This is a genomic window from Radiobacillus deserti (genome assembly GCF_007301515.1).
Lineage (GTDB): Bacteria > Bacillota > Bacilli > Bacillales > Amphibacillaceae > Radiobacillus > Radiobacillus deserti.
Genome location: NZ_CP041666.1, coordinates 1,799,347 through 1,819,520 on the forward strand (window position 1 = coordinate 1,799,347; position 20,174 = coordinate 1,819,520).

Annotated in this window: 29 protein-coding genes; 7 read left to right on the top strand and 22 right to left on the bottom strand. The window is 37.1% G+C overall.

From position 1 onward, the window contains the following. Positions 1-33 precede the first annotated feature (33 nt). Complete coding sequence (locus FN924_RS09475; protein WP_143893913.1) at positions 34-309, top strand: acylphosphatase; 276 nt, start codon at positions 34-36, stop codon at positions 307-309. Between the two features lie 33 nt (positions 310-342). On the opposite strand, the gene FN924_RS09480 is transcribed toward FN924_RS09475, so the two are convergent. The 13 genes from FN924_RS09480 to FN924_RS09540 form a co-directional block, all read right to left on the bottom strand. After that, positions 343-582, bottom strand: a complete 240-nt coding sequence (locus FN924_RS09480) for a ferredoxin family protein (RefSeq protein WP_143893915.1) — start codon at positions 580-582, stop codon at positions 343-345. 203 nt (positions 583-785) lie between these two features. Further along, positions 786-1,340 (bottom strand): histidine phosphatase family protein, encoded by a 555-nt coding sequence (locus FN924_RS09485; protein WP_143893916.1) that lies wholly within the window; start codon positions 1,338-1,340, stop codon positions 786-788. 121 nt (positions 1,341-1,461) lie between these two features. Beyond that, positions 1,462-1,668: a DUF6501 family protein gene (locus FN924_RS09490; protein WP_143893918.1), complete on the bottom strand. Its 207-nt coding sequence runs from the start codon at positions 1,666-1,668 to the stop codon at positions 1,462-1,464. Between the two features lie 13 nt (positions 1,669-1,681). Beyond that, entirely contained in the window at positions 1,682-2,050 is a 369-nt protein-coding gene (locus FN924_RS09495) for a VOC family protein (RefSeq protein WP_143893920.1), read from the bottom strand. Between the two features lie 67 nt (positions 2,051-2,117). After that, positions 2,118-2,729: an alpha/beta hydrolase gene (locus FN924_RS09500; protein ID WP_143893922.1), complete on the bottom strand. Its 612-nt coding sequence runs from the start codon at positions 2,727-2,729 to the stop codon at positions 2,118-2,120. A gap of 373 nt (positions 2,730-3,102) precedes the next feature. Then, positions 3,103-4,065, bottom strand: coding sequence for a peptide-methionine (R)-S-oxide reductase MsrB (gene msrB / locus FN924_RS09505; RefSeq protein WP_143893924.1), 963 nt, complete (start codon positions 4,063-4,065; stop codon positions 3,103-3,105). Between the two features lie 75 nt (positions 4,066-4,140). Further along, positions 4,141-4,773, bottom strand: a complete 633-nt coding sequence (gene vrrA, locus FN924_RS09510; protein ID WP_158633980.1) for a VrrA/YqfQ family protein — start codon at positions 4,771-4,773, stop codon at positions 4,141-4,143. A 211-nt stretch (positions 4,774-4,984) separates the two neighbouring features. Beyond that, positions 4,985-5,233, bottom strand: coding sequence for a DUF2584 family protein (locus tag FN924_RS09515; RefSeq protein WP_143893928.1), 249 nt, complete (start codon positions 5,231-5,233; stop codon positions 4,985-4,987). Positions 5,234-5,311: 78 nt separating this feature from the next. Continuing rightward, the gene (locus FN924_RS09520) at positions 5,312-5,701 is read right to left on the bottom strand and encodes a DUF5365 family protein (protein ID WP_143893930.1); all 390 of its coding nucleotides are present in this window, start codon (positions 5,699-5,701) and stop codon (positions 5,312-5,314) included. 127 nt (positions 5,702-5,828) lie between these two features. Then, positions 5,829-8,510 carry an SbcC/MukB-like Walker B domain-containing protein gene (locus FN924_RS09525; protein ID WP_143893932.1) on the bottom strand — a complete coding sequence of 894 codons (2,682 nt, stop codon included), beginning with the start codon at positions 8,508-8,510 and terminating at the stop codon, positions 5,829-5,831. Then, a complete protein-coding gene (locus tag FN924_RS09530) occupies positions 8,507-8,938 on the bottom strand; it encodes an AAA family ATPase (protein WP_143893934.1) in 432 nt (143 codons plus the stop codon). Before FN924_RS09530 ends, FN924_RS09525 begins: the two co-directional genes overlap by 4 nt. Before the next feature lies 1 nt (position 8,939). Further along, positions 8,940-10,085 carry an exonuclease SbcCD subunit D gene (locus FN924_RS09535; protein WP_143893936.1) on the bottom strand — a complete coding sequence of 382 codons (1,146 nt, stop codon included), beginning with the start codon at positions 10,083-10,085 and terminating at the stop codon, positions 8,940-8,942. Positions 10,086-10,206: 121 nt separating this feature from the next. Then, positions 10,207-10,398 carry a WYL domain-containing protein gene (locus FN924_RS09540; RefSeq protein ID WP_143893938.1) on the bottom strand — a complete coding sequence of 64 codons (192 nt, stop codon included), beginning with the start codon at positions 10,396-10,398 and terminating at the stop codon, positions 10,207-10,209. Positions 10,399-10,508: 110 nt separating this feature from the next. Between FN924_RS09540 and FN924_RS09545 the strand changes: the two genes are divergently transcribed. Next, positions 10,509-10,838, top strand: coding sequence for a YolD-like family protein (locus FN924_RS09545; RefSeq protein ID WP_143893940.1), 330 nt, complete (start codon positions 10,509-10,511; stop codon positions 10,836-10,838). Between the two features lie 84 nt (positions 10,839-10,922). Here FN924_RS09545 and FN924_RS09550 read toward each other — a convergent pair whose 3' ends face one another. The 6 genes from FN924_RS09550 to FN924_RS09575 form a co-directional block, all read right to left on the bottom strand. After that, positions 10,923-11,141 (bottom strand): YozE family protein, encoded by a 219-nt coding sequence (locus FN924_RS09550; protein ID WP_143893942.1) that lies wholly within the window; start codon positions 11,139-11,141, stop codon positions 10,923-10,925. A 15-nt stretch (positions 11,142-11,156) separates the two neighbouring features. Next, on the bottom strand, positions 11,157-11,915 hold the full coding sequence (gene tatC / locus FN924_RS09555) for a twin-arginine translocase subunit TatC (protein WP_407691987.1): 759 nt from the start codon (positions 11,913-11,915) through the stop codon (positions 11,157-11,159). Positions 11,916-11,989: 74 nt separating this feature from the next. After that, the gene (gene tatA, locus FN924_RS09560; RefSeq protein ID WP_143893944.1) at positions 11,990-12,172 is read right to left on the bottom strand and encodes a twin-arginine translocase TatA/TatE family subunit; all 183 of its coding nucleotides are present in this window, start codon (positions 12,170-12,172) and stop codon (positions 11,990-11,992) included. Between the two features lie 137 nt (positions 12,173-12,309). After that, the gene (locus FN924_RS09565; RefSeq protein ID WP_143893946.1) at positions 12,310-12,798 is read right to left on the bottom strand and encodes a dihydrofolate reductase; all 489 of its coding nucleotides are present in this window, start codon (positions 12,796-12,798) and stop codon (positions 12,310-12,312) included. A gap of 18 nt (positions 12,799-12,816) precedes the next feature. After that, a complete protein-coding gene (locus FN924_RS09570) occupies positions 12,817-13,773 on the bottom strand; it encodes a thymidylate synthase (RefSeq protein ID WP_143893949.1) in 957 nt (318 codons plus the stop codon). A gap of 14 nt (positions 13,774-13,787) precedes the next feature. Then, entirely contained in the window at positions 13,788-14,486 is a 699-nt protein-coding gene (locus FN924_RS09575; RefSeq protein WP_158633981.1) for an anthrax toxin lethal factor-related metalloendopeptidase, read from the bottom strand. Positions 14,487-14,705: 219 nt separating this feature from the next. Here FN924_RS09575 and FN924_RS09580 point away from each other — a divergent pair, with 219 nt between their 5' ends. Next, positions 14,706-15,734, top strand: a complete 1,029-nt coding sequence (locus FN924_RS09580) for a C40 family peptidase (RefSeq protein ID WP_143893953.1) — start codon at positions 14,706-14,708, stop codon at positions 15,732-15,734. Between the two features lie 38 nt (positions 15,735-15,772). Here FN924_RS09580 and FN924_RS09585 read toward each other — a convergent pair whose 3' ends face one another. Together FN924_RS09585 and FN924_RS09590 are read right to left on the bottom strand one after the other, a co-directional pair. Then, complete coding sequence (locus tag FN924_RS09585; RefSeq protein WP_407691988.1) at positions 15,773-16,372, bottom strand: HD domain-containing protein; 600 nt, start codon at positions 16,370-16,372, stop codon at positions 15,773-15,775. Positions 16,373-16,389: 17 nt separating this feature from the next. Continuing rightward, positions 16,390-17,241 (bottom strand): DUF72 domain-containing protein, encoded by an 852-nt coding sequence (locus FN924_RS09590; RefSeq protein WP_143893957.1) that lies wholly within the window; start codon positions 17,239-17,241, stop codon positions 16,390-16,392. Positions 17,242-17,556: 315 nt separating this feature from the next. Here FN924_RS09590 and FN924_RS09595 point away from each other — a divergent pair, with 315 nt between their 5' ends. From FN924_RS09595 to FN924_RS09605, 3 genes are all read left to right on the top strand, one after another. Then, entirely contained in the window at positions 17,557-17,757 is a 201-nt protein-coding gene (locus FN924_RS09595; RefSeq protein WP_143893959.1) for a cold-shock protein, read from the top strand. 172 nt (positions 17,758-17,929) lie between these two features. Next, a complete protein-coding gene (locus FN924_RS09600; RefSeq protein ID WP_143893961.1) occupies positions 17,930-18,607 on the top strand; it encodes a queuosine precursor transporter in 678 nt (225 codons plus the stop codon). Positions 18,608-18,671: 64 nt separating this feature from the next. Beyond that, the gene (locus FN924_RS09605; RefSeq protein WP_143893963.1) at positions 18,672-19,082 is read left to right on the top strand and encodes a ribonuclease HI family protein; all 411 of its coding nucleotides are present in this window, start codon (positions 18,672-18,674) and stop codon (positions 19,080-19,082) included. On the opposite strand, the gene FN924_RS09610 is transcribed toward FN924_RS09605, so the two are convergent. Further along, positions 19,072-19,347 carry a DUF6123 family protein gene (locus tag FN924_RS09610; protein WP_143893965.1) on the bottom strand — a complete coding sequence of 92 codons (276 nt, stop codon included), beginning with the start codon at positions 19,345-19,347 and terminating at the stop codon, positions 19,072-19,074. The two genes, FN924_RS09605 and FN924_RS09610, sit on opposite strands and share 11 nt — an antisense overlap. 273 nt (positions 19,348-19,620) lie before the next feature. Here FN924_RS09610 and FN924_RS09615 point away from each other — a divergent pair, with 273 nt between their 5' ends. After that, the gene (locus FN924_RS09615) at positions 19,621-20,148 is read left to right on the top strand and encodes a hypothetical protein (RefSeq protein WP_143893967.1); all 528 of its coding nucleotides are present in this window, start codon (positions 19,621-19,623) and stop codon (positions 20,146-20,148) included. Positions 20,149-20,174 lie beyond the last annotated feature (26 nt).

Consider the following 20,174-nt stretch of genomic DNA (forward strand, 5'->3'; position numbering starts at 1 on the left):
TACTAGACAAAGAATTAAAGGAGGATGAATGGGATGATTTCACAACATATTGTCGTACATGGGAAAGTGCAAGGAGTTGGATTTCGTGCAACTGCGCAATTAAAAGCAAAATCATACGGTTTAAATGGTTGGGTAAAAAATACAAATGATGGGAATGTAGAAATGGTCGTGGAAGGACCAGAAGAGGATGTTGAGGCATTTAAGTCCGTCATTATGGAGGGGTTGAATCCATTTGCAAAAGTTAGCAAGCTAGAAGTAATAGACCAATTAGAAGTGTCACGATTTGATGACTTCCAAATCAAATATTAAAAAGCCGCTTTTGATAAGCGGCTTTTCCTCTTATTATCGGTCTTCAAAGAATTTTCTGTTAAGCGCAATATATTCATTTTCTTCTTCCGGTACTTCATCTTCCATATAAATAGCTTCTACTGGGCATACAGCCTCACAAGCTCCGCAATCAATACAAATATCAGGATCGATATAAAACATATCTTTTCCTTCTTCTATACAATCTACCGGACAAACTTCTATACATTCGCCAGCTTTTTCATCTTTACAAGGTGATGTAATAACAAACGCCAAACAAATCTCCTCCTTAAAATATAAAACAAAAACCATTTCGGTTCATTATTATACCAAAAATTTCTTTACAGTTCATTATAGACTATTTAAAGTTAGAGGTAAAAGTGTTTTATCTCTGTAGAGTCATTTTTTGTATTCTACATACAATTATTCTACGAAACACAAAAATAAGACTGTCATCAAGACAGTCTTTGGAATGTTAATTAGACTTCGTGCCAAACTCTTTCAACCACATATTCACCACCGGTTTTTTGGACTGAAAAAACATCTGGATTAGTAAAGCCCTTCCAATGATTAAATCCTATGTCAGCTTGAAAATCACTTAATAGAATAGCAAGTAAATTACCATGCGTTACAATTGCGATATCAGAGTCTGTTTCTTCTTCTTTTAAGTCCTGTAATACTTGTTGCACTCGCTCCCTTGCATCGTTCGATGATTCGCCACCAGGCAAACGGAAATCTTGGTTTGAAAAAGACTTCTCCAATACATCCATCCAATCATCAATAGGCTCTTCACTCAGAATTCTCTCCTTCAGTCGTTCATCGACCTCAATAGGTAGAGACTGTTGCTCAGCATAAGGTTTTATACTTTCAATCGCACGTAAATAAGGACTTGAAATAATTCGTTCAATCGAATATCCCGTTTCCTTTAAAAATGCTGCTAAACGTCGTGCTTGGTGAATTCCATCATTCGTTAATGGAGAATCCTTATGCTGTCCTTCAGCATTGCAATGACGGATTAGAATAAGCCTTTTCAATGCGAACCATCTCCTCAAAGGACTATTATTTATACAAAATCATTTCATGGAATGTCTCTCTTTTATACATATTGTCCTATTCGCCGGAAAATTATAACATTTTTTAAAAAATCTAACGGATTTAGCTAAGTTCTTTGAAGTACTCTTTTTTAAAGCCTGCAATTCTATTCGTGTTGTCAATAATGAAATAAAATTCTTCCGTTTCGTTTTTTACATCATATATTTTGCCAGGGGTCAATGTAGTATCTACAACGAATTTTTTTGCATTAGCGTGAACACATTCAAGTTGTTTAATCGTTTTGTTTTGTTCCCAATTTTTGTGAATCATACTTCTAACTCCTTTATATTTTCTCTAAGAATTCTAGACGGTTACCAAACGGGTCCTCTACATAAAAACGATCATAACCTGGTAACCGATCATCGTTTTGAAAAGGTATGTTATGCTCTGACAAATGGCTTCTTAATTCTTCTAATTGCTGCACATAAAACGCTGGATGAGCCTTTTTAGCTGGTTGGAATGAATCCTCAATGCCAATATGAAGCTGTTGATTTCCTAATTGAAACCAAACTCCTCCATTCTTTTTTAGGGCTTCCGGTTTTTCCAATTCGATCAATCCTAGTATCGTGTGATAGAAATGAATGGCAGCTTGCTCTGAACCAGCTGGTGCAGCGAGCTGGACATGATCTAGTCCTGTAAAATGATATGCCATCCATAAGAGCTCCTTTCTCCATACTAACTCCTTTTTTGTGAGAAAAAAAGACACGCTTCCTGCATGTCTATTTTTTAATAATTGTATTATACCATATTTTGGCTTCGTTCACTTCTTTTTGTGAAAGCTGGTGTCCCAATTGATCCCAATGGACGGTAACATCTGCGTGAGCTTCGGTAAGCAGTGATTCTAAATCAATCGTTTCCTGTGGCAAACAGAGGGGATCATTTTCACCCGCACCAATAAATACCGGAACTCCACTTAGGTTAGGCAATGTTATATTTCTTCTTGGTACCATAGGATGGAAAAGAATGGCACCTTGCAAGGAAGCAGTATAATGGAATAACAAGCTCCCTGCAATATTTGCTCCATTTGAGTAGCCAATTGCTACAATTCGTTTTCGGTCAAAGCCATATTGTGATGCTGCTTCATCTAAAAATTCATGTAATTCTTTCGTTCTCTCTATTAAATCTTCTTCATCGAACACGCCTTCCCTTAATCTGCGGAAGAATCTAGCCATGCCATTCTCTGAAACGGTACCTCTTACTCCTAAAACAGAAGCAGTTGAATCAATCATTTCCGCAATCGGTAATAAATCCTTCTCTGTTCCACCAGTTCCATGAAGAATTAAAAGTGTTGGTGCATCGGAGTTCGTTCCTTTCTGAAAGAAATGTTCCATTTCTATACCCACCTTGTTTACATAATGTTATTACAGTTATTTAATATCTTGAATTCAAACTAATAGTACCTTTTTAAGTACATTTCGTCAAAGGACTTGATTGTTAATCTTTTTGACTTCTAATACTACCAATGACACTCCATTCATCTCTTTCCAAAAGATAGTATTCCATGTTAGAGATTCTAGATACGATACAAGTATCATACCAACATGGGATGGTGCCTTATATGAATCGCTACCCTAACGGTGATCCATCCAGCAATTAACTAGTATGGGAATGCAATTCGGAATATAATCCCTTATTATATCTTGGATAATAGAGATATAAATAAGCCTCTGTCGGTTAACAGAGGCATGGAGAATATTTTTATGCTTATTTAAATAAGTAAAGGTAATCTCCGTATCCGAGCTCTTCCATTTTCTCTTTCGGAATAAACTTCATGGCGGCTGAATTCATGCAATATCTAAGCCCGCCTTTATCAGTAGGTCCATCTTCAAAGACATGTCCCAAATGGGAGTCTGCTTCTTTACTTCTAATTTCTGTTCGAATCATACCGTGGGACTGGTCTATGTTTTCTTTTATCGCATGTTTATCAATTGGTTTTGTGAAGCTTGGCCAACCACACCCAGCATCATATTTATCTTTTGAAGAAAACAAGGGCTCTCCGGATACGATATCGACATAAATTCCTTCTTGTTCGAAATCCCAATATTCGTTTTGGAATGGTCTTTCCGTTCCATTTTCCTGTGTGACGTGATATTGAATAGGAGTCAATTCTGTTTTTAATGCTGCTTTATCTGGTTTCGTAGTCCAATGTTCGTTTATAAAATCTTCTCTACCAGATCCTTTTTTATAAAGCTTGTAATGAAACTTTTGTTTTTTGTAGTAATCTTGATGTTTTTCCTCTGCAAGATAAAATGGACTTGCAGGTAATATTTTCGTCACAATTGGTTTCTTAAACTTTCCGCTTTGCTCAAGTGCTTGTTTTGAGTTCTCAGCAAGTTCTTTCTGATGTTCGTTATGATAAAAAATCGCTGTTGTATAAGATTCACCACGATCGTGGAACTGGCCACCGGGATCTGTAGGATCAATTTGTTGCCAATATGTTTCTAAAAGTTTTTCATAAGGAAAAATTTCTGGATGGAACGTAATCTGTACTGCTTCCATATGTCCAGTTGTTTCTGAACATACTTGCTCGTAAGTTGGATTAGGGACTGTTCCACCTGTGTATCCCGATACGACTTCTATGATACCTGGCCTTTCGTCGAACGGTTCAACCATACACCAAAAACAGCCCCCAGCAAACGTCGCTTTTTCGATTTTTTCATTTTGCATGGAACATTCCTCCTATGCTACTCACATTCTGCATTCATTTTTCCTCTTTTACAGAAAAAAATCAAGTAAACTGCTTTATATGAATAGCTTTGGTTTGGAAATTCCATTTAATTCATCTGAACTAGTTTCCACTACAGGTTTGCTTTTCTTTTTTGTCGCCATATTAGAGCTCTTACTTCTTGGCTTTTTATCCTTTTTGACTGGAATTTCATCCTCAAAATCCAATTCATCTTCTAAATCAATGGAATCCTCTTCTTCCTCCACATCACCATCTACATCCTCAGATTCATCCGAAGCGTCTGTCTCTTCCGAATCATCTGAATTTAATGCTTTTACCATCTGGATCATGGCTGGTAGGTTCTTTACCATTGGACCATATTCTTTAATGTATGGAGCTGCTGTTTTTGCGATTTTTAGGATTTCTTGTGTGTTTCCTAGTATGCCGGAGATTCCGCTCTTACCAGCACTTTGACCAAAAGCTGTAGGTCCAAATCCTGGTCCCATCGGTCCAGGAGTAGGGTTGGATCCACCACCAAATATTTTTTTTATAAAGCCTTGTACGCCACCGCCACCTTGAGTTGCACCCTGGTTAGGTCCACCAAATGGCATCCCAGGTCTCGTAGGTAAGGATTGCCTTCCTGTAAAACTTCTAGAAGGTGCAGGATTTGGCCTCATCCATTGACGACCTTGTTGTTGCGTAGAAAACATACTAATCCCTCGTTTCTTTTTATCTGCTACTTTCATAGTACGTTTGTAAGATAAATAGGTGTAGGCACGTTAATTAGTTATGGAAAAGACCTATAAATGTTTTTTAAAACGAAACAAAAAAGACAGAAGTTTCTCTGTCTTTTTTTCAGTATTTCCCGGGCAAGCGCAGAATTCAACGAATATTGATAAATCCCTTTTGGTTTACTTGTCGTTAATTGACGTTAAATAACGAATGTAGTTGATATCTGCAATGGGTTCCTTTTTCATTCCATGTCATTTCAATGATTTTTCCTGTTCCAATTTGATCAGAGTTTTCATGTCTACGTATTTCAATTAGCTGATTAATTGGAAAAAGCCGAAAATCACTGAATTGAATTTCGAACGTATTGTCTTGTTCCTTTATTCTTTTTTCTTTCCCGTCTGTTACAAGCTTCCATTCAACTGAAAGAGGCATGGACATCCTTAATTCCTCCCTATCCATCCATATAGGTATATCCTAAATCAGACTATAAAGAATGACAAGAAAAAATATATAAACTTAATGAGTGGAATTTTGATAGCGTCCATTCATTTGACTGTTCATCTGTTGATTAGAATTGAAGTCTTCCAACTCGAATGGAAAATCAATATCATATTTATTTAGAATACTCGCATTCTTATGGAAAGCTTCTTCATAAACCTCAATGGCAGTTTGATTTTTGTGTAACGTTTCTAATATGGTAGAAATGGTTTGCACCGCTGCAATAACTTCTAATATTTCCACCATGGTTAACTCTTCTAATCTAGCTGGTTGCAATAGTTTAAATTCTTTCAACTGTTTTATGTAACTGATGGGAAAAAAGCAAGGAAACACCCTATCATACAAATCTTCTAGTTGTTCTTTCATATACGATTGTTGCTCCGGAGTAGACGCCGTTACTACCTTCATAAACTTCCTCCTTGAGAAAAACAAAGTCATACACTTTCTTCCTACCCTGTAGGAGGAAAGTGTACTTCTTTTTACTACTATATCATGATTATTGCTCGCTTTTTAAGGAGTAATTATTGGCAATGAATCAATGAAACTGAAACGCTACTTTAGACCCTTCCGGACTGGTAGAAATTTGTAGTTTAGCATGAATTTCTTCCTTTAATTGTGGCACGTGGGATATGATACCGAGAACACGGTTGCTTTGTTGAAGTCCTTTTAAGCAATCAATAGCTTGTGCGAGTGACACTTCATCTAACGTACCAAACCCTTCATCAATGAACAATGTATCCAACTGAACACCACCAGCATGTGCTTGTACAACATCTGCTAAGCCGAGGGCCAAGCTGAGGGCTGTTTTAAATCCTTCCCCACCTGAAAGGGTTTTAACCGAACGCACTTGACCTGTGTGATGATCCATTACTTCTAAATCTAACCCGCTTTGTGCTCCACGTTTTGCGACTTGATCACTTCTTTGTAGGTGATAACGATGTTCCGTCATTTGATCGAGTCTTAAGTTTGCTTGCATTAAAATTTCGTCTAAAAAGGAAGAAAGTACATAACGTTCAAAAGAAAGCTTTAGGTGGTTTTCTCCTCTGGCTAAATCGGCAAGCTCCGCGATATCATAATATTGCTTCGCGTAATTCTGTTGTTTGGCTAGTAAATCCTGTAACTGAATAGAAATAGATTCGTGTTGCTTGATAAATAATTGAATTTCTTGGAGTTTATGTCGGTATTGCTCGACTACTTGCTCTTGAGCAGTCATTTCCTGTTCTAATTTTTCTAAATTAGGATATGTCTGATCTCGTAATAGTGTTTCGAGTTCTAGCTTTCTTTCCGTAATATGTGATTTCTTTGTTTCATAGTCTTCCAACTCCATACGAAGCTTCTCCATTTTATCTTCATCCAGAAGGGAAGCATGATACGTTTCTCTGTCTTCAAATCCACTTTCTTTAACTTTAGTAAGGAAAGACTGAAGCTGGGTTTCGTACCGGTTTTTAGCCTCATCGATAAAATTCTGAAGCTCCTTTAATGTTGCTTCTACTTGATTTCTCTCATTATCCAACTCTTCATATACTTGTTTAATTTCTTCCCAATGCTTTACCCATTTTTCGTAGCGGGATTGTTCCCGGCGAATTGTTTCTTCTAACTGGGAAGCAGAACTATTTAAAATAGTAGCTGGAAGATCCTGTTCGATTGCTTGAAGCTGGGTACGAACAGCGACATCTTGTTGATTGTACTCCTCTAGTTCCTTTTTCTCTTTTTCTGTTTTTTCATGTAGTTGTTGTAAAATAATTTGTTTATCTTCTCGCTCTTTTTTGGCTTTCTCTATCTCTTTTATAAATTGCTGAACTTGCTCATAGTTTAGTTTTTCTTGCTGAGCTAATTGTTCTGCCTCTTCTAACCATGTACGTAGCTGTTTTTCGGTAACGTCTTCCATCTGAACTGTCAATTGCTTGCAGTATTGTTCTACAACTTGACGCTTTGCTTGACCATCTGATTTGGCGTTCACGAATTTTTCTTGAATTTGTTGCAATTGAAGCTCTAAGCGGTTCTGTTGTTCAACTAGCTGCTCTATATTCTTTCCCTTGTCGTGTTGTTTGGATGATACACTAGCGGGTGAAGGATGATGAGTGGATCCACAAACCGGACAAGGCTCGGAATCTTGTAACTGTAGTGCTAGTGAGTATGCTAGTTCATACTGTTGTCGTTGTTCTTCCTGTTTAATCTGAAGCTTTATTGATTGGAGTTCAAGTTGGGTCGCTTCATATTCTTTTTTGACATTAGAGAATGAACTTCTTAATTGATGTAACTGCTTATTCTCATGAATTAATTCTTTTAACTTTGTGATGCGTTCTAGCCAATTTTTATACACAATGTCTATTTCGTATAACTTTTTCGTTTGCTCATGATGAGCATCCGTCCGCTGTTCTAACGTTTCAATATTTTCTTTTAGGTGGGTAATCTCTGCTTGATTCTTCACCTGCTTTTGTTTCAGAAAACCAATCTTTTGTTGTAGAGCTTGCTTATATTTCTTTCGTTCTGTATAGGTTTGCAGTTTCGGCAAATATTGCTGATGTTGCTTTATCCAATCATGAAGCTTTTGTCTATCAGCTTCCTTGTTTTTTTCCTCTTCATACTCTTTCTTTACTTGTGTAAACCGAGCTTCTACTTGCTCTTGTCTTTTCATTTGGTGCTTTTCTCTTTCAACGATATCGTTCCACTCGTGTTTTCGCTGTTTCACTTGATCTTCAAATACTCTTAAATGATGTGCTTTTAGTGCAAGGTTATACGTGTTTTTCGTACGATCCATTTCTTCCTTTTTATTAAGTAATAGTTGTTCCGTTTGCTTCACTTGTTCATATTCATCAAATTGAGTCTTTCGCTGCTTTGCTTGATAAAAGGTTTCCTGGAGTTCGGTGTACGTCTTTTTCTCTAGCTGAAACTTATCTTGTTGCTCTATTAATAGGTTTTGTTTCTTCTCTACGCTCTCCATTAATCGTTCAAGTGTTCGCTCCATACTAGGCTCTTCTTCCTGATCGGGTTCTTCCCATTCAATCTTCGCAGCTTCTTGTTCTAGTTGCCACTCGATTTGCTCGATCCAATTTCGTAATTCTTTCGATTGCTTTTTTAATTCTTCTGTAATCCGGTCATAGAAGTATGTGTGAAATATCTTTTGTAGAATCTCTTCTCTTTCTTTACTATTTTCAGAGATTAAGCGCCGAAATTCTCCTTGAGGAATCATAATCATTTTTACGGAATTGTTCATAATCCAAGCTTTTCTTCTAATAGTTCATTTACATCTTTAATCTTGGAGGAAAGTAAACGGTTTTCCGCTATATCATATAGCTCTGCACGTGCTGGGTCCTCCGTAAAGCCTTCGCCACGTTCCTTTCGCTTGGATTGTTTCGGACTACGGACTACTTTATACGTTTCATCTCGAATGGAAAAGGTAAACTCTATCTCTGTAGGTAAATCTGAACTAGCAAAATGACTACGTAACGTATCTTGATCACGATCACTGCCACTTGCTTTACCGTAAAGTGCATAGCAAATAGCATCAAATATGGTTGTTTTTCCTGCCCCGGTAGGTCCTGTGATTAAGAAAATCGTCTCATCACCAAGTTCCTCAAAATTAATATGTTGCGTATGGTGGTATGGACCAAAAGCGGTCATCTTCAATGATAATGCGCGCACCCTAGCTCTCCCTTTCTTTATCTAATAATTGCTGGACGATTCTTTCCATATAGCTCTTTCTTTCGTCTGGTATTTTGTCCCCTTTCATTTCTTCATAAAAAGCTTCAAATAATTCTGTATGGGACATTTTTTGCTTTTCTCGGAGTTGCTCTAGGTCTTTTAGTCCTTTAGTAGATGTCTGTACCTTACGTTCCAATCGTAAAATATTTGGAAAGACTTTACGCAGCTTACCAATGGGATCGATTAGTTGTCCTTCGTCTAACAACTGAATGTGCAAGTAATCCTCGGATGGGTCAAGCTTCATTAGCTCATCAAAATAACCTGCAAGGACCCTCATGTCTCTTCGAGGAATCAGTGGAATGAATGTAAGTATTGCTTCTCCTGTTTCACTTAAATCAACCATGGTGACCGATTTTTTATGATTTGCTTCTGAAAAAGAATATTTCAAGATGGACCCACTATATCGAATAGTATCGCTTGTCACTCGTTGTGGTTGATGGAGGTGTCCTAATGCGACATAGCTGAAGTCATGAAACATAGCAGTGTCTACATAGGGACTGCCACCTACCATAGACAAACGTTCTTCAGACTCAGATTCCATTCCACCTGCTAAAAATGCGTGTCCAACGAACACATGTCGTTCTTTCATCGCATGATTTTTCTTTATATGGTTAACGACGGCCTCCATTGCGGCTTGATGAGATTGAATCGTATCATTTTCAAAAAACATACGGGCATCTGCAGGTTCCATGTAAGGAATAAGGTGAAAATGTACTGGACCGTATTGATCGTGAATAGTAATCGGCTGTAGTGGAGACCGAAGCTTTGTTTCTAAATATAAATGTTGAGCTTTAAATAACTCTCGTCCAAATTCTAGACGGTCTGGACTATCATGATTTCCTGATATTGCGACCATTGGGATTTTGTACTTGGTTGCGATTGTCGTTAATACACGATTCAATAGTTCAACAGCCTCTTTTGGCGGAATAGATCGATCATATAGATCACCTGCTATGACAATAACGTCCGGTCGCTCTTGCTCGATTATGTCTAATAACTGATCCAGAACATAGCCTTGATCCTCTGTCATATGAATACCGTTAACTATTTTTCCTAAGTGCCAATCCGCTGTGTGAAGTATTTTCATTGTTCTATCCTACTAAATGATTAGTAGGCTCCCTCCCTTGTTCTGACAATATTCTTACTATCTATCATATCATGTTTTCTATAGGTGTCGTAGCAAATCGAAATTGCACATTTGTTTGTATTTATGGAAATATAGCTAAAATTTGCTCTAACAAAAATGTTCTCATCTGCTTGCGCAAATGGCAATAAGCTAATATTTTTGTATCTGTAATACCGATAATTTTGACTCTTCGTTGTGTAAAGGATCCATTTTGGGCCACATATATCATTTCCACATTTCGTTCCTTCGTCCATCGAATTTGTTCAGCGGTCATGTTCCCTTCACCATCCTTTTTAACCTATTATACACGAACATTTGTTCTTTATCCATTGAAAACAAACATTTGTTCGTATATAATAAAGCGAAAAGAAAGGAAGATGGTTAATGATAAATGACCGTGGTTCCATTAAGTGGAGTTCTCTGATGCTACCAGAACATGTGGAGATGTTGCGAGAACTGTGGCAAGAGGATACCCACCAAACGATGCCGATTATAGACGAACAAAAAGCAGAAGAAATGAATGCTGTAATTCAAAAAGCGTATAAGGAGAAGATTCTGGTTCGAATTACTTATTACGCTACTCCACGTTTTCATACCGTATTGGGGTGTATATCCAACATTGACATTTTGAACAGCTGCTTAACGGTGGATGTGGACAAAGAAGGCTCTAAGACTCTTTCGTATCGTCAATTATTAGATATTCAAATGGAGTAAAGAACTTTTACTTCATCTAATGCAAAGAAATACTTTTGGAGAAAATAAAAGGAGGAGACAAGCTGACCCTTTGTCTCCTCCTTATTACTGTTCCATTTCCTGATAATCGTCCCAAAGCCGATCAAACAATTGTAAGGCATTCGGAAATGGAGAATTCCATTCTAAATAGCTACTTATTTCATGATAAGAGGTTGCATGCTTAGGAAATGCGTGATCTCGAAACATCCATTCAGCGAGCTGACTTTCATCTTTATATTGTTTAGCCCCACGATACCTCATCATATATTGAAAAAATGAACGCAATTCCTCACCTCCAAACTACGGTTCTTCCCTCATAAATGCTTCATGTTGTTCTTGTTTTTTACGGAATACGATTCCAGATAACACGACACTTATTTCATAGATAATAATGAGCGGAATGGCCACTACAATTTGCACGATAAAGTCTGGTGGTGTAATAGCCGCTCCAACAATAATAAGAATAAAATACGCATATTTCCTCGTTTTCCTTAGAAAAGCAGGTGTTAAAATACCGAGACTCGTTAAAAACATAAATACAATCGGAATTTCAAAGAACAACCCAAACGGAAGTGTAACGTTAAGTAAAAATTTAAAATAACGATCTACTGTAAACATTTCCGTGAACATGCCATCGTTTAAAGATAATAGAAAAGGTAAAATCAAACGAATGAATATGTAATATCCAAAGACTAAACCAGCTATAAATAAAGGAAAAATCGCTGGAATATAAGATAAGGACACCTTTTGTTCACGTGACGTTAAGCCTGGCTTAACGAACAGCCAAATCTGCAGACTCAAAAACGGAATGGTACCGACTGCAGCAACGAGCATAGCCATCGTAAAATAAATCCAAATAATTTCACCTGGACTAATCACCGTTAAAGTAAAACTTAAATCTTGAACGAAGAAATAATAAATATCTTTTACAAACCAAAAGCCGAGAAGTAAAAATAAAATAAACACGACAGCTGTCCAAATCAACCGTTTGCGTAATTCTGAAATATGATCAACCACATGCATGTCCTTCTCTTTGGACAATTGTTCATCGTTATTCAAGTCATGTTTCCCCCCTCTACCGTCTAATCAGAAAAGAAGATGTAAGGTTGTTATAACCTTACACCTCCTACACATTACTTTTTATCATCTATTTTTTTCGTATCGTCATCAGACACTAGGTCACGAGTCGCTTTTTTAAATTCTTTTAACGAACTCCCTATAGCTTTTCCGATTTCAGGAAGCTTAGAAGGCCCAAACACGACAAGTGCAATAATGAGAATTAATATTAACCCCGGAAAACCGATGTTAGATAGCATGTGGATTCACTCCAATTCAAAAAATTCTAAGTAAATGATAGCTTGTCTATCTTGGTTACATTATATTGCGTTTTCATTCCAACGTCTATATTAACATAACAGATAATCATATGATACTAAAACTGGATCAGATAAACTTATGCTCGATCATATTGACGAAAATAATAATCATACGGATTGTTATCGTCCTTTTCTCCTTTTTTCTCGCTCGTTAATACCCATTCAGCTGGATTAAAATTAGGAAAATACGTATCGCCTTTAAAGGATTCATCTATATACGTAATATACATTCGATCCACATGTGGCAGCATTTGTTCAAAAATTTTGCCTCCTCCAATGATGAAAAGCTCTCGATTAGGGGATTCTTTCTCCCATTGTAAAATGGTATCCAATGAATGAATCACGATACACCCGTCTTGTTTATAAGCATAGTCTGTTGTAACAATAACATTCGTCCGATTTGGCAAAGGTTTACCCATAGATTCAAACGTTCTTCTTCCCATAATAACTGTTTGGGAAGTGGTTAATTCTTTAAAGAATTTTAAGTCTTTAGGGAGTCTCCAAGGCAAATTATTCTCATAACCAATAACACGGTTCCTATCCATTGCGACTAGAAATGATAACAAAACATTCTCCCTCCTTCTCTACACAGCAACTGGAGCTTTAATGGAAGGATGAGGGTCGTATCCTTCCAGAGCTAAGTCCTCCATCTCAAAGTCAAATACAGACTTTTTCTCTGGATTTAACTTTAAGTTTGGAAGTGATTTTGGTTCTCTGCTTAACTGTGTTAATACTTGTTCTTTGTGATTGGAGTAAATATGAGCATCTCCTAACGTATGAATAAAATCTCCAACCTTTAAATTACATTCGTGTGCAATTAAGTGTGTGAGGAGCGCATAACTAGCAATGTTAAATGGAACCCCTAAGAAAATATCCCCGCTTCGTTGATAGAGCTGACAGGATAATTTTCCATCGGCAACGTAAAACTGAAACATAGTATGACAAGGTGGTAAAGCCATATTTGGAACATCTTCAGGATTCCATGCAGAAACAATTAAACGTCGAGAATCTGGGTTCACTTTGATCGTTTCGATGACATCATTTAATTGATCAATCGTTTGATTGGTCGTTGTTTGCCAAGCGCGCCATTGTTTGCCATACACAGAACCGAGATCACCAAATCGTTTAGCAAATCCATCATCCGTTAGAACTAGTTGTTTAAATCGGTCCATTTGCTCTCTATATTGTGCATTAAATGCTTCGTCTAGCAAACTTCTGCGTCCAAAATCTGTCATATCTGGTCCGTCGTATTGTTCACTTTCTATCCATTTTTTAAACGCCCATTCATTCCAAATGTTGTTGTTATGCTCCAGTAAATAACGAATGTTAGAGTCCCCTTTAATAAACCAAAGAAGCTCACTCGCAATGAGCCGAAATGGGACAAGCTTCGTTGTCAGTAAAGGGAAACCCTCTGATAAGTCAAAACGCATTTGATAACCAAATAATGAATGCGTGCCAGTATTTGTACGATCCCCTTTTATTGTCCCGTGTTCCAATACTTCTTCACAAAGCTTTAAATACGCTTGCTCTCCCGTAACCATATACGAAGACACTCCTATCTAAAAAAATACGAATCTATATGAGAAAGGTCAATGGAATGAAATTGTTGAAAAAATTGATACGTATTCGGTGCAAGTTGGTGTAATTTTTTCCGAGTCCTTTCATTACAATAATAATAGGCAAAAGACTCCGCAAAGTATTCGGATGTGTACGTTTCAAAATAAGATTGATCAGGGAACATGGAAGAAACCTCTTCCTCCCATAGCCTATTCATACTTGTACGATGTTGAGAGGACGTGCTCAACAATTGATACACCGTATGCCCAATTTCATGGAGTTCTAAATTAATAGACCCATGACCATTCCCGGGTACACTTGCTCCAATTTTTGCCGAGATTAACCAGCCACCTCCGGCTCCTGGAACATCTTCCCAAGTCACATCTTTTGTCCATCCACGTGGTTTTTCCCATTTTAAATAATATAACAAAGGTTCGTCTGTAAGACTACCTTCAAACAATCTAATTTTTACCCCTTGGTCTACCAATAACTCTAGAATTGGTCGATCAATGGAGTTTATTCGTTTAACCATGGGAATAAGTGCATTCACATTCTCCACAATTTCCGGTATGACAATCAAAGACTTTAATAAATCTGAATTATCTAATTTATATATTGGATAAAGCGCTTCTTTACCCTTAGCCTGCTCCAGCATAATTCCATGAAATGGTTTTGTAATATCGATAAAGGGCAACATAATGAGCAACCCTATTACACTTAAACGACCTATATACTTCCGTAACCGGTTCATTGCTACTCTAGAACGCTAAGATATCTATATTTGTAGTTTTCTATGGTGATACCCTCATTGTAACACATATATTACAAAAACATTTCGTTTTCAAAATGAATTCATATTCTTTCTTTTAGGACATAAATCTTGTTAAGAGCAAATTTAGGAAAGGGGATAGTTCGCATGCTACAAACCGGAAATGTTCAGCAAGTTGTAAAACATTCCATGGCATATGGTTTCTTGCTTAGCCAACCATTTTCCTTTTATGTGGATGCTTACCCTGTATTACAAAATGAGGTCTTATCACAGGCGCAGAATCTAAAATACGGTCAACATAATGAATCCGTCATTGTACTACAATATAAGCTTAGCCAGTTGAACTATTTTAAACAGCCTGTTGATGGTGAGTTTGGTATTCGAACCGAATATGCCTTAAAAAGCTTCCAAAAGGATCATCACTTAACAGTAAATGGTGTAGCAAATCAAAAAACAATTACAACGCTCATGAAAATTGAGCGGAAAAAATACTTACAACCACTGAAATCCATCAAGAATGATTATGTCCCAGGAGAACAAGGAGAAGACATTACAAAAATACAAAAAGCCCTCCAATACTTTGGTTATTATAAAGGAGAGCTAGATGGTATTTATGGTCCATTAACCGACAAAGCAATCATTAATTTTCAAGAAGATCATGGGCTAGAAGTGAAAAAGTCTATTAATGAGAAAACGGTAAATGAGATATATGAAGCAGAACCGACAGAACCGGTAAAAACAGTTGAAGCACCAACTTCTAATACAGAACAAAAAGAAGCGGAGCCGAAACCAGTAAAAAAACAAACGACCTCCTACTCCGTTTCTAGTGTAATTACAACAGCAAAAAGCTTAATTGGCACCCCTTATGTCTGGGGTGGAGAATCACCAGGAGGATTTGACTGTAGTGGGTTTATTCAATATGTATATCAGTCTCAAGGAATAAAATTAGGTAGAACGGTTAGTGACATTTGGAATGCAACAAAACCTGTTTCTAATCTTTCCGTCGGAGATTTTGTTTTTTATCAGACTTACAAAGCAGGACCCTCCCATATGGGGATCTACTTAGGAAACAATCAATTTATTCATGCTGGCGAATCAAATGGGGTAGAAATATCTGATATGGGGATTTCATATTGGAAAGAGCGATATATAGGAGCAAAACGGGTGGCTCAATAGTTGATAAAAAAGCGTGATATCGAACATGATGTCACGCTTTAGTAATCTATATTCCATTCCTGTAAAAAACGGTGAAGAAACAATTCCATAAAGTTATGTCGCTCTTCCGCCATCATTTTTGCTGTTTCCGTGTTCATTTTATCTTTTAATAGTAGTAATTTATCATAAAAATGTTGAATAGATGCTAGTTCTTTTTCACCTGAAAGTTCCGAGTGAAGCGGACGACCTTTAGAGCCTCCATACGCAAATGTTCTCGCAATTCCAATTGCTCCGATAGCATCCAATCGATCCGCATCTTGCACGATTTTTCCTTCTATTGTAATTGGCGTATTTCCCTTGCTAAAGGACACATCCTGTATAGCTACTCCAATAGCTTTTCGTGTAGAGTAGTCAACTCCAATTCCCTCTAAGAATTCATCTCGTTCTTTTCTAGCTTCCTCTGGTGAATCCGTTAGCTTTCGATCATCAACGTCATGTAACCATCCAGCTGCCTCTGTTACAAAGACTTCCGCATCCTCCAGTTTGGCAATTCTTCCAGCAAGTAGCGCTACTCTTCGCATGTGGTAATAGTCATGTCCGGATCCGTCTTTCGCAAATTTGTTGTACACATAGGATTGTATCGCACTAATATGATCCATTTTATTCATACCTCCTTTCATTCAAATAAATCAAGCTGCCTAGGATTTAACTGCTCATACGTAATGTTTAATAGTTCCATTAATTCAATGGCATTTCGTGCAGCATCTCCCCCTGAATTATTATTAAATAAGACCGTCACATTTCGACATGCATTATCCAGTTCGTTTAAATGACTGGCCCACTCTTCTAACTCTCGACGATTGTAATGATAAAGAAAGCGAACAGCACGCCAATCTGCCTGACCATTTCTATTCCATCCATGCACATTTCTCCCGTGAAATCTTACAAGTGTATTATGTTCGGACGTTGGTTCTAAAACAGTAGGAATAGAACCAACCCCTGCTTGTGGTTCGTCACAAATGGTATGTATCCATTTTTCTTCTTTCATAAATTGAATGGTTTGATTTTTTCTGTTTCCTTCAAACCATGTTCGATTACGAAATTCTAATGCAAGAGGTAAATCTGGTAAAAGTTCGCGTATGACTCTTAATTTCCGTATATTTGCCTTCGTTACATCAAACCAAGGTGGAAACTGAAACAGGATGCAATTTAGTTTATTTGCATGTAGAACTGGAGTGATCGATTGTTTATATGCTGCAAACAGTTCCTTTGCTTCTTGAAGACTTTTCTTTTGACGGTCATGCCCTGTCATTCCTTGAAAAGCTTTTATCACAAAGGAAAAACGATCAGGTGTGTCTGTTACCCATTTTTGATAATTTTTTTCGGGTTGGATTGCGTAAAAAGCAGTATCCACTTCCACTACAGGAAAATAGGAGCTATAGGTAGATAATTTGTTCGTTGAGGTCGTTTTCGTTGGATATAGTGTATCGTGATCTCCCCACCCAGTTAAACCTATATGTATGGCCATTTCTTTCCGTTCCTCCCTTATCTCCATTGTAGTATAATGGAGGGAAAAACAAAATGATAACGGGATACAAAACCTCATTCAACCTCTATAAATGAATCGGTGGATTCAGGCTGAAACCCTTGACGCAACTGGTAAAATAAGCTATATTTGATACAAGCAAAGAAGATGTAATGGGTTCATAAATGACAGGTAGCTTCCGAGTAAGAAGTGGATGGAATTGTGATCCTTCGCTTCTCTCAGAGCTACCTTTTTACATGCAACTTCATCTTGTTTGTATTACCACGTAATACGTGTAAGTTTTTAGGAGGATGTAACATGCAAAACGGTGTAGTAAAATGGTTTAACGCGGAAAAAGGCTACGGTTTCATTCAATTGGAAGAAGGAAATGATGTGTTCGTTCACTATTCTGCTATCCAAGAGGAAGGCTTTAAAACATTAGAGGAAGGTCAAGAAGTATCTTTCGAAATCGTCGATGGAGAACGCGGCCCGCAAGCAGCTAACGTAACGAAAAAATAAACAATATATATAAATATATATAATAGCGATGACCAAATGGTCATCGCTTTTCTTGTGTTCCAAAAAAATCTATTGAATTTCTATTATCTACTAGGTATAATATTTGCTTGGTAGTTTTAAACTACCCGCGGTTCGAAATCTCCCGCGTCATCAAAACTAAGGAGGAATCATTTTGCAAAATGAATGGATTTGGATTGTGTTTGCAATCCTGAATTTCAGCATGCTTCTCATTTTATACCGCACGTTTGGAAAAGCTGGTTTGTTCGTATGGATTGGTATGGCTACCGTTATTGCGAATATTCAAGTCGTAAAAACCGTTGAACTGTTCGGACTAACCGCTACATTGGGGAATATCATTTATGGTACCATCTTCCTCGCAACAGACATATTAAATGAGAAGTACGGAAAAGAAGACGCTAAAAAAGCGGTCTGGTTAGGGTTTTCTACTCTAATTATTATGACAATTATTATGCAGATCGTTTTGAAGTTTCAGCCCGGACCTGAAGACTTTGCCCAAGAATCGCTCGTTACGATATTTGGACTTATACCTAACATTGCGATTGGTAGTCTATCAGCGTTCATTGTCAGTCAGTATTTAGATGTTTGGATTTACAGTAAGATTAAAGCTGCTTTACCAGACACCAAGTTTCTCTGGATACGTAATAACGGGAGTACGATGATAAGTCAGCTAGTTGATACAGCTATTTTCTGTGGTATTGCTTTCTACGGACAATATCCATTTAATATTTGGCTGGAGATCTTTATTAGTACCTATATCATTAAGTTTATCGTTGCAGCTATGGATACCCCATTCCTATATATGGCGAAAGGTATCAAAACTTCATCTTAAATAACAATAAGGCAATGCTTTGGACAAGCATTGCCTTCAAACTAGATAAAGGTAGGGACATTCTATGTTAGAAATCTATACAGACGGAGCAGCAAGTGGCGATCCAGGTCCTAGTGGAATCGGAATCTATATAAAAAACGGAAAAGATCATGTTGAATATTCTTTTTATAGTGGAGTCTATTCTAATCATGAAGCAGAATTTCTTGCTGTTATTAAGGCATTAGAAATATGTAAACAAGCCTACCCAGAAGAGATTTTATCAGTTCGCTCTGACTCTAAACTAGTTGTGGACGTTATCGAAAAGGAGTTTACAAAAAACCCTAAATTCGCACCATTGTTGGATGAGATTCTTAGAAAATCACACACATTTCCTTACTTCTTTATTAAATGGATTCCTGAGAAGCAAAATAGCAAAGCAGATCAACTTGCACGACAAGCGATACAACGTCATAAGGAGGACTTTTTTACGCAATAATACCCTTCTTTTTTAAGAGTTTCGCAGCACCAGATGGTGAAGTGATTCCTTCCACCTTCAGAAGTTCTAACAAACTTAAAAAATAACTTCCAACAAAAGCTTGTTGGTTTTGGAGAGTCGTTTTTAAAGCAAGTATCACTTTCCAATCCTCTGACATTGTCGATCGTTTCCCGAAATATATAAATGTTACTTCCTCGTCTGTTAACTTGAATCCTTTAGCCCATAAATCATCTAAATAAAAGGCTAATTGTTTAGACAAGCTCATTTGTTTCCCCTCTTATTTTAAACTCCGTATCATATAATTCATTCTACAAGAACGCACGTTCTGTTGTCTAGTTTAAACACTAGTAATTAAAATGAGTCTATTCTATCAATGGTGGAAACAAATAATCTATATTAAACTACCATTTATTAGAATCATCGAAGATTTTCGAAAATTATAACATTTTCATATATTGTTTACTTTTAAATAATAGAGTATTAAACTACTTATGGATTGACAGAATAGTAAGTATTAATTCTTAGGGGGTTATAATCCATGAAAAAATTTCTACTAGCTTTAGGTTTAATATCAGCACTAGTAATTGCTGGGTGTCAGTCAGATGATGGAAAAGATAAAGAAGAAAAAGCATCTGAAGAAAATGCAAGTGATTCAGACGTTAAACTTGTTTTATTAGATGAACAAGCAAACTTCACTTCTACTTTCAGTCAATTCCAACAACCGATTAATGCGTATCAGGCTACAATTGGTGATGAAGAAGTAACGCCAGAAGATCGTGCAGCAGCTGCTGATGAAGCACTTGTAGCGGCGAAAAATGCACAAACTGAACTAGATAACTACAAACCAAGTGCAGATCTTCCTGATGATGTAAAAGATTCTTATACTAAAGCATTAACTATGTTGAAAGATTACTATAGCGAAGTAGCTTCAGCAATTGAAGCAAACGCAGATGCAGCTGACTTCACTTCTGCTCAAGCTAAATGGGACGAGTACCAAAGCGCAATTGGAACGCTTTACGAAAATTCTGACCTACTAGCTCCTAACATGGCAGATGCTTTAAGCTAATACTTAGAAATGAAAAACGGCCCCTC